General features: G+C 70.6%; 12 protein-coding genes. 7 read left to right on the top strand and 5 right to left on the bottom strand.

Annotation, left to right across the window (positions count from 1 at the left end; translation table 11 throughout):
* The gene (locus tag ACWGDE_RS11810) at positions 1-936 is read left to right on the top strand and encodes a helix-turn-helix transcriptional regulator (RefSeq protein ID WP_453388816.1); all 936 of its coding nucleotides are present in this window, start codon (positions 1-3) and stop codon (positions 934-936) included.
* A 115-nt stretch (positions 937-1051) separates the two neighbouring features.
* Here the strand turns inward: ACWGDE_RS11810 and ACWGDE_RS11815 are convergent, their stop codons facing one another.
* From ACWGDE_RS11815 to ACWGDE_RS11830, 4 genes are all read right to left on the bottom strand, one after another.
* A complete protein-coding gene (locus tag ACWGDE_RS11815; RefSeq protein WP_453388817.1) occupies positions 1052-1564 on the bottom strand; it encodes a Clp protease N-terminal domain-containing protein in 513 nt (170 codons plus the stop codon).
* Positions 1564-1773, bottom strand: a complete 210-nt coding sequence (locus tag ACWGDE_RS11820) for a helix-turn-helix domain-containing protein (RefSeq protein WP_267752007.1) — start codon at positions 1771-1773, stop codon at positions 1564-1566. Before ACWGDE_RS11820 ends, ACWGDE_RS11815 begins: the two co-directional genes overlap by 1 nt.
* 93 nt (positions 1774-1866) lie before the next feature.
* Positions 1867-2829: a zinc-binding dehydrogenase gene (locus tag ACWGDE_RS11825; protein ID WP_453388818.1), complete on the bottom strand. Its 963-nt coding sequence runs from the start codon at positions 2827-2829 to the stop codon at positions 1867-1869.
* 66 nt (positions 2830-2895) lie between these two features.
* A complete protein-coding gene (locus ACWGDE_RS11830; RefSeq protein WP_453388819.1) occupies positions 2896-3930 on the bottom strand; it encodes a glycoside hydrolase family 26 protein in 1035 nt (344 codons plus the stop codon).
* 315 nt (positions 3931-4245) lie between these two features.
* Between ACWGDE_RS11830 and ACWGDE_RS11835 the strand changes: the two genes are divergently transcribed.
* Genes ACWGDE_RS11835 through ACWGDE_RS11845 form a run of 3 tightly spaced genes read left to right on the top strand, consistent with a single transcriptional unit; the run spans position 4246 to position 8041 of the window.
* Complete coding sequence (locus tag ACWGDE_RS11835; protein WP_453388820.1) at positions 4246-4608, top strand: hypothetical protein; 363 nt, start codon at positions 4246-4248, stop codon at positions 4606-4608.
* A 16-nt stretch (positions 4609-4624) separates the two neighbouring features.
* Entirely contained in the window at positions 4625-6781 is a 2157-nt protein-coding gene (locus tag ACWGDE_RS11840) for a bifunctional polysaccharide deacetylase/glycosyltransferase family 2 protein (RefSeq protein WP_453388821.1), read from the top strand.
* Between the two features lie 3 nt (positions 6782-6784).
* Positions 6785-8041 (top strand): acyltransferase family protein, encoded by a 1257-nt coding sequence (locus tag ACWGDE_RS11845; protein WP_453388822.1) that lies wholly within the window; start codon positions 6785-6787, stop codon positions 8039-8041.
* Positions 8042-8134: 93 nt separating this feature from the next.
* Here the strand turns inward: ACWGDE_RS11845 and ACWGDE_RS11850 are convergent, their stop codons facing one another.
* A complete protein-coding gene (locus ACWGDE_RS11850) occupies positions 8135-9340 on the bottom strand; it encodes an NAD(P)-dependent malic enzyme (RefSeq protein WP_453388823.1) in 1206 nt (401 codons plus the stop codon).
* 525 nt (positions 9341-9865) lie between these two features.
* Between ACWGDE_RS11850 and ACWGDE_RS11855 the strand changes: the two genes are divergently transcribed.
* The 3 genes from ACWGDE_RS11855 to ACWGDE_RS11865 are packed head-to-tail and all read left to right on the top strand — an operon-like array spanning position 9866 to position 12572.
* Positions 9866-10825 (top strand): ABC transporter substrate-binding protein, encoded by a 960-nt coding sequence (locus tag ACWGDE_RS11855; protein WP_453388824.1) that lies wholly within the window; start codon positions 9866-9868, stop codon positions 10823-10825.
* Between the two features lie 38 nt (positions 10826-10863).
* Positions 10864-11805: an ABC transporter permease subunit gene (locus ACWGDE_RS11860; protein ID WP_453388825.1), complete on the top strand. Its 942-nt coding sequence runs from the start codon at positions 10864-10866 to the stop codon at positions 11803-11805.
* Entirely contained in the window at positions 11805-12572 is a 768-nt protein-coding gene (locus ACWGDE_RS11865; RefSeq protein WP_453388826.1) for an amino acid ABC transporter ATP-binding protein, read from the top strand. The genes ACWGDE_RS11860 and ACWGDE_RS11865 overlap by 1 nt, the downstream gene beginning before the upstream one ends.
* The last annotated feature ends 2 nt before the right edge of the window (positions 12573-12574 follow it).

The following is a 12574-nucleotide window of genomic DNA, read 5'->3' on the forward strand; positions in this document are numbered from 1 at the left end:
ATGCCGCCCGTCTTCGCCCACGGCCGCCTCCGCCTGTACCTCCTCAAGCTGCTCGACGAGGCCCCGCGCCACGGGTACGAGGTGATCCGGCTGCTGGAGGAGCGCTTCCAGGGGCTGTACGCGCCCTCCGCGGGCACGGTGTACCCGCGCCTGTCCAAGCTGGAGGCCGAGGGCCTGGTCACGCATGCCACCGAAGGCGGGCGCAAGGTGTACTCGATCACCGAGGCGGGCCGAGCCGAACTGGCCGACCGCGGCGGCGAGCTGGCCGACCTGGAACTGGAGATCCGCGACTCCGTCTCCGAACTGGCCGCCGAGATCCGCGCCGACGTGCGCGGCGCCGCGGGCGAACTGCGGCGCGAGCTGCGGGCCGCGGCCAGCGCCTCCGCCACGCAGGTGGAGGACGAGTCCTGGAAGGCGGCCAAGGAGGAGCTCCGCAAGGCCAAGGCCGAATGGAAGGAGCAGGCGCGCCGGGCGAAGGACGAGAGCCGCCGGGCCCGCGAGGAGGCGCAGACCGCCCGCCGCCAGGCCAAGGAGGCCCAGGAGCGGGCCCGCGAGGAGGTCCAGCGCATCGCGAGCCAGCTGCAGGAGCAGTTCGCCAAGTCGGGAGGCGTCCTCGGCAACCTGGCCGGCGCCTGGCTCGGCGGTTCCACGGCCTCGGCCCCGTCGTCCCCCTCGGCCGCCCCGCCGGCTCCGGACGCCGCGGCCCCTTCGGCGGCCTCCGCCGCGGCCCCCGGGGCCGGCGCGGACTGGGCGCGGGAGGTTCCCGCGAGCGGCGATCCGGCCCGTGACCTGGACCGGCTGCTGGACCGCTTCCGCGACGACGTCCGCGACGCGGCCCGCGACCACGGGGTCACCCCGGCCCAGCTCGCCGAAGCCCGCGACCACCTCGCGGCGGCCGCCTCCCGCCTCGCCGCGACCCTGCGGCCCTCCCGCTAGCGGGAGGGCGTACGAGAAGGGCCCCCGTCGGCCCCCACCCCGGAACGGGTGGCGGGCCGGCGGGGGCCTTCGTGTTCGAGGGGCTGCCGTGCGTACGGGTCCCCGTGCCCGCTCCTCAGGCCGCGAGGCGGGCCTCCGCGCTCGCGTAGGTGATCCCGTGGTCCGCGAGGGTCTCGGCGGGGGTCCCGGGGCGGGACAGGAGGGAGAGGAGGAGGTGGAGGGTGGAGATGTGGCGGTCCTTGCGGCCCAGGGCGATGCGCAGCGACTGCTCCAGGACCTTCTTGGCGCCCGGGGTGAAGCGGGTGCGGCCGTGGCGCTCGCGGGCGGCGGGGGCCGAGAGGGCTCCCTCGCCATGGGTCTCCTCCACGCGGGCCACGATCGTGCCGACGTCGATGCCGAGGCCGGCCAGCGCCTCCTCGTCGGCCTTGGACATGCCGCCCCGGCGCCGGGCCGCGGCGAGGTCGGCGGCGATCGCCGCGCGGTCGGCACCCAGCGGGTCCAGGGCGCCCAGCGCGAGCAGGGAGAGGAGCAGGTGCTCCTCGGTGACGGCCCGGGCCCCGGCCCGCTCGGCCTCGGTGACCGCGCCGGTCACGGTGGAGCGGGCGTCCTCGGTGAAGCGTTCGAACATCAGAGCCTCCCGTGCTTCTTGTGTACGGCCTGCCGGCTGACGCCCAGCTCGGCCGCGATGTCCTGCCAGGACCAGCCCTGTGCGCGGGCGCCGCGCACCTGGACGGCCTCCAGCTGTTCGAGCAGCCTGCGCAGGGCCGCCACGGCGCGCAGGCCCACGCGGGGGTCGCGGTCGCCGGCCCGCTCGGCGAGATCGGTAGCTTCCGTCATACACGTCAATGTAGGTTGACAACGGGAGGGTGTCAACCATCGTTGACGCCGACCGCCGGGGGAATCGGCGGCCGACGTCGGGCCGTGCGGCGGCTACATCGTGAGGACGACCTTGCCGAACAGGTCGCCCGACTCCAGCTTCTCGAAGCCCTCGCGAGCCCGGTCCAGCGGCAGCGTCTCGTCGATCACCGGGCGGACGCCGGTCGCCGCGCAGAAGGACAGCAGGTCCTCCAGCTCGTCCTTGGACCCCATCGTCGAGCCGACCACCTTGAGTTCCAGGAAGAAGATCCGGGTCAGCTCGGCGTGCGCCGGCCGGTCCCCGCTCGTGGCGCCCGAGATGACCAGGGTGCCGCCGGGACGCAGGGACTTGACCGAGTGCGACCACGTGGCGGCGCCGACCGTCTCGATGACCGCGTCGACCCGCTGGGGGAGCCGCGCGCCGGGCTCGTAGGCCTCCACGGCGCCCAGCTCGACCGCCCGCTTGCGCTTGGCCTCGTCCCGGCTGGTCGCGAAGACCCGCAGGCCGGCGGCCTTGCCGAGGGCGATGGCGGCGGTGGCCACGCCGCCGCCCGCGCCCTGGACCAGGACGGAGTCGCCGGGGCGCACGCCCGCGTTGGTGAAGAGCATGCGGTAGGCGGTCAGCCATGCGGTGGGCAGGCAGGCGGCCTCTTCGAAGGAGAGCTCGGCGGGCTTGCGCAGGACGTTCCAGGCGGGGACGGTGACCTGCTCGGCGAAGGTCCCCTGGTAGCGCTCCGTCAGGATCGAGCGGGGCTCGTCGGGGCCGACCCCGTGGCCGGTCTGGCCGATGACGGAGTGCAGGACGACCTCGTTGCCGTCCTGGTCGATCCCGGCGGCGTCGCAGCCGAGGATCATGGGGAGCTTCTCCTCGCCGAGGCCGACCCCGCGCAGCGACCACAGGTCGTGGTGGTTGAGGGAGGCGGCCTTGACGTTCACGGTCACCCAGCCGGGGCGGGCCTCGGGGGCCGGGCGCTCGCCCAGCTCAAGGCCGCTCAGCGGCTGGTCACGGTCGATTCGGGCGGCGTAGGCAGCGAACATGGCCGCGAGGCTACCGCTCGGTAGCTCCGCGATCCAGGCCCCCCGCGGCTCCTGCCCCTGGCCCGGCTACTTCGAACGGGGCTTCTCGAAGTGCCAGCCGGCGGCCGCCTTGCGCAGCGCGGCCGCGGCCGCCGCCGAGCTGTCGACCCGCCAGTCGGTCTGGTACTTGCTGCCCGGCCACTGCTTGCGCAGGTCGTACCAGACCAGGCCGATCAGGCCCTCGGTCCGCTCGGCCCCGGCGAACAGGTCGGCGATCTGGGCCGGCTTGCGCGGGTCCTCCGCCACCCCGGTCTCGCTGATCAGCAGCGGCTTGCGGGTGAAGGTGCGCAGCTCGCGGGCGGCCGGGGTGAACAGGGAGGCGAAGTCCTTGCCGTCCTCCGGACCGAAATAGCCGACCAGGCCGATCCAGTCGGTATAGGCGTCGCCCGGGTAGTACGCCTTGGGGGGCACCGAATCGTGCTGGTCGGAGACGTGCGGGGACCAGGCCCAGACCACGTTCGGCACTTCCTGCGTGCGGAACAGGTCGTGGACGTGCCGCCAGGCCTTGACGTAGTCCTCGGCGGAGGCCTGGCCGGGGCCCCAGCGGTTCCAGCGGCTGTTCATCTCCGGGGCGAAGGCCAGCACCACCGGCCCCCGGTACGCGGCGACCTGGTCGGCGAAGGCCGAGAGGTACGCGTCCTGCGATCCGGAGGCGATGTCCGCGAGCTTGGTCTCGCCGGGCACCCAGGAGACCAGGGGCAGCTGGCCGTTGGCCCAGAGCGCGGTGTTCCCGGCGGTGTCGAACGGGGAGCCCCAGAGCAGGTAGTACTCCCGCAGGTCCGGCCGCTTGCCGGCCTTGGCGGCGAACTCGGTGACGGGCGCGAGGTCGCCCGGGGCGCCCTCGGAGGCCACCCCGAGCAGCCGTCCGGCCGGGGTCCGCAGCGGGGTCGCGTCGAAGTCGGCGGGGCCCGTCGCCCCGGACTCCTCGGGCTCCGGATCGGACTTGCCGGTGGCCTTGGGCCGGCCCACGCCCTTGGGCACCGCATCCGGTGACAGCGGCTCGCTGGAGCAGCCGGTGAGGAGCAGTAGCAACGCGAGCAGCGGGAGGACGAGTCTGCGCACGGGTCCGCACTCTCTGACGGGGGAGATGATCACGGCATCCTACGATCAGCCGTTGCGCAACCGTCCTGAGGGTGTACGTAATTTCGATCTGATTACGAGCCGGGTGCAGATCATCCCAGGTCGGACAGTGATGCGGAGTCAGATTTCCATATTGCACTACCGTTCAGCCTCGCAGGGCTTCTCCGTCGTAGCACGAACGACACCTGCCCTCATCGGAAAAGGGGCTCAATGCCTCCCAGCACGTCTTTCAGTGAAGACTCCCCCGTCGAGTCGGCACCGGTCTTCGTCGACCGGACCGGTACCCGTGGCCGACGCATGCGCGGAATCGGCTGGCTCGTGGGCGCAGGCGGTCTGCTGTTCACGATCGCCCTCGGTACGACCGTGTTCGGTGCCCAGTCCCGGGCACCCGAGCTGGAGCTCCCGGCCGAACCGCCGGTCGGCGTACCCATGGTGGCCGGCAACGCCTCGCCCTCGGTGACCCCGAGCCCGAGCGCCAGCCCCAGCCCCAGCGGCAGCCCGAGCACGCTGCCCAGTGCGTCCAGGAGCGGCACGGCAAAACCGGGCAGCGGCTCCGCCAAGCCCTCCACCAGCAAGGGCACCACCACCGGGCAACCGGGTCATACCGGCTCCGCCCAGCCCATGGGGGCGAGCACCGCTAAGCCCTCCACCGCCCGCTGATCCTCCGGAAACCCATATGTCGCGCCACCAACGCCCCTGGCAGTCCGTCCTGCGCCCGCGCAGGCTCGCCGCGCCGCCGCTCCGCTTCTTCCTGCCCGTGACCCTGCTGGTCTGTCTGCTCGGTCTGATGGTGCTGCGGGGCATGGCCACCAACGAGGTGTTCCGCGACACCCGTACCACCGAGTCCCAGGACGCCACCACCGTCCCGGAGGGTGTGCTGGAGGGCGGCCCGATCGTGGACGCCCGGGACGAGCACAACGACGACCCGGTCAGCTACTCCGTCCCGGACCGCACCATCGTGCTCAGCTTCGACGACGGCCCGGATCCCGAGTGGACCCCGAAGCTGCTCGACACGCTGAAGGCCCGTGGCGTCCACGCCAGCTTCTTCATCACCGGGGCGATGGCGGCGCACCACCCCGACCTGGTCCGGCGGATGGTCGCCGAGGGCCACGAGATCGGCCTGCACACCTTCACCCACCCCGACCTGAGCCTGCAGACCCAGGGCCGGCTGACCTTCGAGCTGGGCCAGACCCAGCTGGCGCTGGCCGGGGTCACCGGGATGCACAGCACCCTGTTCCGCCCGCCGTACTCCTCCAAGGCCAGCGCGGTGGACGACTGGACCTGGCCGGTGGTCAAGGAGGTCGGTGCCCGCGGGTACCTGACCACCTTCATCGACACCGACACCGAGGACTGGAAGCGCCCGGGCGTCGACGCGATCGTGGAGAACGCGCTGCCCAAGGAGCCCGGCAAGGGCGCGGTGGTGCTGATGCACGACGCCGGTGGCGACCGCTCGCAGACCGTCGAGGCGGTCGGCCGGCTGATCGACGTGCTGGAGAAGAAGAACTACCGGTTCGCCACCTTCGGGGAGGCCCTGGGCAGTTCGGACACCATGGTGCCGGTCACCGGCTTCCAGCTCTGGACCGGCAAGGCGTACATCTGGGCCACCCAGTTCTCGATCGTGCTGCTGCCCTGGCTGATCGGCCTGCTCGCGGTGGTCGGGATGCTGGTGCTCGCCCGGTTCGCGCTGATGCTCGTACTGGCGACCGTGCACGTGCGCCGGACCAGACGGCCGGGATTCACCTGGGGCCCGCCGGTCACCGAGACCGTCACCGTCCTGGTGCCCGCCTACAACGAGAGCGAGTGCATAGCCAACACGCTGCACTCGCTCGCGGCCAGCGAGCACCCGATCGAGGTGATCGTGGTGGACGACGGCTCCAGCGACGACACCTCGCAGATCGTCCAGGACCTGGCGCTGCCCGGCGTCCGGCTGATCCGGCAGCCCAACAGCGGCAAGCCGCAGGCCCTCAACACCGGTCTGGCGCACGCCTCGCACGACCTGATCGTGATGATGGACGGCGACACCGTCTTCGAGCCCTCCACCGTCCGCGAGCTGATCCAGCCCTTCGCCGACCCGACCGTCGGCGCGGTCGCCGGCAACGCCAAGGTCGGCAACCGGGACACCGTGATCGGCGCCTGGCAGCACATCGAGTACGTGATGGGCTTCAACCTGGACCGCCGGATGTACGACGTACTGAACATCATGCCGACCATCCCCGGCGCCGTCGGCGGCTTCCGCCGCTCCGCGCTGGAACGGGTCGGCGGGATGAGCGACGACACCCTGGCCGAGGACACCGACGTCACCATGGCGCTGCTGCGCGACGGCTGGCGGGTCGTCTACGCCGAGAAGGCCCGGGCCTGGACCGAGGCGCCGGCCAGCATGGACCAGCTCTGGTCGCAGCGCTACCGCTGGAGCTACGGCACCATGCAGGCGATGTGGAAGCACCGCCACGCCCTGCTGGAGCGCGGCCCCGCGGGCCGCTTCGGCCGGATCGGCCTGCCCGTGGTGACCCTGTTCGGCGTGCTGACCCCGCTGCTCGCCCCGGTGATCGACCTGTTCCTGCTGTACGGCGTGCTGTTCGTGGACGCGCCGCGCACCCTGATGGGCTGGGCCGCCGTGCTCGGCGTGCAGGGCCTCTGCGCCTGGTACGCCTTCCGGCTGGACCGGGAGAAGATCTGGCACCTCATCACCCTGCCGATCCAGCAGGTGGTGTACCGGCAGCTGATGTACATGGTCCTGCTCCAGTCCTCGATCACCGCTCTCACCGGCGGGCGCCTGCGCTGGCAGAAGCTGCGGCGCACCGGTGAGGTCCAGGCCCCGGTTATGGAGCTCTGAGCCATGTCCTCGCACAACTTCTCCGAGACCGTCCAGCTGCGCATCCCGCCGCCGCGGTACCCCGCTGAGCAGCCCGACCGGCCCGACGAGATCGTCGAGCCCGCCCCGCCGGCCCGCCGGCCGGGCGGCGGCCGGGACCGCTACTTCGACTTCCTCCGGGCCCTGGCGCTCGGCCGCGTGGTGCTCTACCACAACTTCAACTGGGCCTGGCTGCCGCTGGTCTTCCCCTCCATGGGCGTGATGTTCGCGCTGGCCGGGGCGCTGATGGTGCGCTCGCTGAAGAAGCCCGCCTGGACGGTGATCCGGGGCCGCCTGCGCCGGCTGCTGCCGCCGCTGTGGCTGTTCGGCGTGATCGTCATGAGCCTGTGGCTGCTGGACGGCTGGGGACCGAACGCCGAGGGCCACCCCGGCTGGTGGTGGGGCAAGCTGGTGTTCTGGGTGCTCCCGCTCAGCACCCCGCCGTTCCCGTCCGGCGACATGCCCGGCTTCGGCGGCCTGATCGAGCACAGCTGGGCCGAGCAGGTCGGGGTGCCGCTCTGGTACCTGCGCGCCTACCTCTGGTACGTGCTGTTCTCGCCGCTGCTGCTGCGCGCCCTGCGCCGCATCCCGGTGGTCACCGTGCTCGCCCCGCTGACCCTGGCGCTGTTCTCGGGCTTCCTGCCGCAGGAGGGCCGCATCTGGGAGACCGTGACGGAGTTCCTGGTCTTCGGTTCCTGCTGGGTGCTCGGCATGGCGCACCAGGAGGGGCTGCTGCGCAAGCTGCCGCAGTACGTGGCCCCCTCGGTGGCACCGCTGGTGATGGTGGCCGGGTACTGGTGGTACACCAGCCGCCCGGTGCTCGACCCGACCGAGGTCGGCGACCTCGAGAACGTCCCGATCGCCCAGGCGATCTGGTCGTTCGGCTTCGTGCTGCTGCTGCTCCACCTCAGCCCGACCTGGGAGCAGTGGCCGGCGAGGCTGGAACGCTGGAACGGGCTGATCAGCCTGCTCAACGCCCGCGCGGTGAGCGTCTACCTGTGGCACACCCTGGCGCTGGAGCTCTCGGTCCCGATCGTCGACCTGGGCTGGCGCAGCGATTTCCTGTCCGAGCACATCGGCTGGATGCTGCGCAGCATGTACCCGCAGCTCCTGGTCGGGGTGCCGCTGATCGGGCTGTTCGTGCTCTGCTTCGGCTGGGTGGAGGACCTGGCGGCGAAACGCCCGCCCCGGCTCTTCCCCTGGCCGCGCCGCAACCGGGGCCGGCGGCGCGCCTCGGCCTGAGTGCGCGCCGCGCCGGCCGGCCGGCGCACGAAAAAGCAGGGCCCGCCCGGATCGCTCCGGGCGGGCCCTGCTTCGTACCGGTCGGCTCGCCCGTCAGACGAGACGGGCCACGCCGTCCGCCTTGGCGGCGGCGGCGACGGCCGCGGTGACGGCCTGCGCCACGCGCTCGTCGAACGGCGAGGGGATCACGTAGGCGGCGGTGAGCTCGTCGTCCGCGACGACACCGGCGATGGCGTCGGCGGCGGCGATCTTCATGTTCTCCGTGATCCGGGAGGCCCGGACCTTGAAGGCACCCGCGAAGATGCCCGGGAACGCCAGCACGTTGTTGATCTGGTTCGGGAAGTCCGAGCGGCCCGTGGCCACGACCGCCGCGTACTTGTGCGCGACGTCGGGGTGGACCTCCGGGTTCGGGTTGGCCATGGCGAAGACGAAGCAGTCCTTCGCCATCGTCGCCACCGCGGACTCGGGGACCGTACCGCCGGAGACGCCGATGAAGACGTCCGCGCCCACGAGGGCGTCCTCCAGGGAGCCGGCCTGGCCCGTCTTGTTCGTCAGGCCCGCGATCTCCGCCTTGACGTCCGTCAGGTCGGAGCGGTCGGCGGACACGACGCCCTTGCGGTCGGTGACGCACACGTCGCCGATGCCCGCGTCGACCAGGATCTTGGCGATGGCGATGCCCGCCGCGCCCGCGCCCGAGATGACCGCGCGCAGGTCGCCGAGGGTGCGACCGGTGAGCTTCGCGGCGTTGCGCATGGCGGCCAGCGTCACGATGGCCGTGCCGTGCTGGTCGTCGTGGAAGATCGGGATGTCCAGGGCTTCCTGGAGCCGGCGCTCGATCTCGAAGCAGCGGGGCGCGGAGATGTCCTCCAGGTTGACCCCACCGAAGGACGGCGCGAGGCGGATCACGGTCTCGATGATCTCGTCCGTGTCCTTGGTGGCGAGCGCGATCGGAACCGCGTCCACACCACCGAACTGCTTGAAGAGAATGGCCTTGCCCTCCATCACGGGGAGGGAGGCTTCCGGCCCGATGTCACCGAGTCCGAGTACGGCCGTACCGTCGGTGACGACGGCGACCACGTTGGACTTCCAGGTGTACTCGTTCACGAGCTCGGGCTGCTCGGCAATGGCGCTGCAGACCTTCGCAACGCCGGGCGTGTACGCGAGGGACAAGTCATCCTTGTCGTTGACCGGCACGGTGGCCACGATGGCCATCTTGCCGCCCCGGTGCAGCGCGAACACCGCATCGGGGTTGTTGTCCGTCACGCTGTCGCTGCGAGGATTGACGATCTCCGCTGCCACTGTCTTGACCCCTTAAGTCTTTGAATCGTTGAGGGTGACCACTCCTGGTTAAGGGGTGGGCGGGCACCGCGTCCGTACTCCGCATCGACGGTTGGCCCGTCTCCGCGAAGGGGAGGTTCGTACGCGCGGGCGCGCCGCACGCGCGCCCTGAGCCCCGGATGAGGGGTGTAAGGATCTGTTCTACCCGAAGAACACTCACCCAGACGAGTCGATTCCCCCTCGACCATAGGTCGCTTGCCCCGGTTTTGGCGAAACGTCCAAACCTTCGCGTCCGATAGGCGAGACGGACCGTAAAAACTGCGGTCGAAACGCCTGGTCGCAGCGGTAAATCCGGCCCCGAGGGCCCTTCCCCGGAGGGCTGTTGGGTGCCGGGGGGTGTCCGTTATCCGATTTTGACCTGACGGGCACCCTGAATGTCTCAGTCCGAATGGCAAGATGCCGTAATCACACAAGGTCGCGACACTCGATGGTGCGTGCCCGACCGCTCTCGGATGCGTTTTTCCCCACTGCCGGAGGAATCAGCTCATGACCGCAAGCACCACCCGCCGTACGACTGCCGCTCGGTCCCGGATCGCCGCGGTCGGCGCGATCGCGGTCGCCGGCGCCCTGATCCTCACCGGTTGTGGTGACCAGACGGACAAGGGTTCCACGGCGACGCCGTCCGGCAAGGAGAACAGCGCTCCGCTGTTCTCCAAGCTGCCGAAGAAGATCCAGGACGCGGGCGTCATCAAGGTCGGCACGGACGCCACCTACGCGCCGATGGAGTTCACCGAGGGCGGCAAGATCGTCGGTGTCGACCCCGGCATCGCGGAGGCGCTCGGCAAGCAGCTCGGTGTCACGTTCAAGTTCGAGTCCGGCACCTTCGACACGCTGATCGGCAGCATGCAGACGGGCCGCAGCGACGTGGTCATGTCCTCGCTCACCGACACGAAGGCCCGCCAGGAGGGCCTCGACGACAAGGGCGCCAAGACCGGTGCCGGCGTCGACTTCGTCGACTACTTCACCGCCTCGACCGGCATCCTGGTCAAGAAGGGCAACCCGGACGGGATCAAGACCCTCGACGACCTCTGCGGCAAGAAGCTCGCCGTCCAGCGCGGCACGACGTACGAGCAGTCCGCCAAGGACCAGTCGGAGAAGTGCAAGACGGCCGGCAAGGGCGAGATCTCCATCGAGTCCTTCCCGACCGACGCCGAGGCCCAGACCCGCGTGAAGGCCGGCGGCGCCGTCGCCGACCTGAACGACTCCCCGGTCGCCGCGTACATCGCGCAGACCGCCGGTGGCGGCAAGGACTTCGAGGCCATCGCCAACCCGACCGACGCCGGCCTCTTCGGCATCGCCGTGGACAAGAAGAACACCGAGCTGCGCGACGCGCTCAAGGCCGCCCTCGACGCGATCATCAAGGACGGCTCGTACAAGACCGCCCTCGAGAAGTGGAACGCGGGCTCCGGCGCCGTTACCGAGGCCAAGATCAACGCAGGCTCGTAACCTCCGCGCACCACGCAGCACACTGAAGGGCAGTCACTGTGACTGACAAGCTCGACAAGGTCCCGGGCCCGGCGGCAACCCCGCCGGCCGGGGCCGTCCCCCCCGAGGCGATCCGCGCCATCCCGGTCCGCCATTACGGCCGCTGGGTCAGCGCCGTGGTCGTCATCGGTCTGGTCGTGGCGCTCGCCGTCGCCTTCTCGCAGGGCAACGTCCGCTGGGCGACCGTGCCGGAGAAGCTGTTCGACGGAACGATCATCCGCGGTCTGTTCAACACGATCTGGATCAGCGTCGCCTCGATGGTCCTGGGCCTCGTGCTCGGTGTCCTCTTCGCCGTGATGCGGCTCTCGAAGAACCCGGTGACCAGCACCATCGCCTGGTTCTACATCTGGTTCTTCCGCGGCACCCCGGTGTACGTGCAGCTCCTCATCTGGTTCAACCTCGCCCTGATCTTCCCGGTCCTGAACCTCGGGTTCTACAAGGACGAGATGACCCAGGTCATGACGCCGTTCCTGGCCGCCCTGCTGGGCCTCGGCCTGAACGAGGGCGCGTACATGGCGGAGATCGTCCGGGCCGGCATCCAGTCGGTCGACGAGGGCCAGACCGAGGCCTCGCACGCGCTCGGCATGACCCAGGCGCAGACCATGCGCCGCGTCGTACTGCCCCAGGCCATGCGGGTGATCGTGCCGCCCACGGGCAACGAGTTCATCAACATGCTCAAGACCTCGTCGCTCGTGGTCGCCGTGCAGTACTACGACCTGCTGCGCGCGGCCCAGGACATCGCCTCCACCTCCTTCGCGGTGATGGAGATGTTCTTCGTCGCGTCGATCTGGTACCTCGCGCTGACCAGCGTGTTCAGCGTCGGCCAGTACTACCTGGAGCGCCGCTACTCGCGCGGCTCGCTGCGGTCCCTGCCGCCCACCCCGCTGCAGAAGATCAAGGCGAACCTCTCCCGCTTCTCGACCCGCAAGGCGGTGGCCTGATGAACGCGCAGCCGATGGTCAAGGCTGAGGGCGTCCACAAGTCCTACGGCGCCGCCCACATCCTCAAGGGGATCGACCTCGAGGTCGCCCCGCGTGAGGTCTTCTGCCTGGTCGGCCCGTCCGGCTCCGGCAAGTCGACGTTCCTGCGGTGCATCAACCACCTGGAGCAGATCAACGCCGGACGGCTCTCCGTCGACGGGCAGCTGGTGGGCTACCGCCAGAAGGGCGACAAGCTCTACGAGCTCAAGGACAGCGAGGTCGCGGCGCAGCGCAGGGACATCGGCATGGTGTTCCAGCGCTTCAACCTCTTCCCGCACATGACGGCCATGGAAAACGTCATGGAAGCCCCGATCATGGTCAAGGGCGAGAGCAAGTCGGTCGCGCGGGCGCGCGCCCTCAAGCTGCTCGACCGGGTCGGCCTCGGGGACAAGGGCGGGAACTACCCCACCCAGCTCTCCGGCGGCCAGCAGCAGCGCGTGGCCATCGCCCGCGCGCTGGCCATGGAGCCGAAGCTGATGCTCTTCGACGAGCCCACCTCGGCGCTCGACCCGGAGCTCGTCGGTGACGTCCTCGACGTCATGCGGGACCTGGCCGAGTCGGGCATGACCATGATCGTGGTGACCCACGAGATGGGCTTCGCCCGCGAGGTCGGCGACAACCTCGTCTTCATGGACGGCGGCGTCGTGGTCGAGTCCGGCCACCCGCGCGATGTCCTGGGCAACCCGCAGCACGACCGGACGAAGGCGTTCCTGTCCAAGGTGCTGTAACC

It is taken from the genome of Streptomyces sp. NPDC054956 (assembly GCF_053609185.1).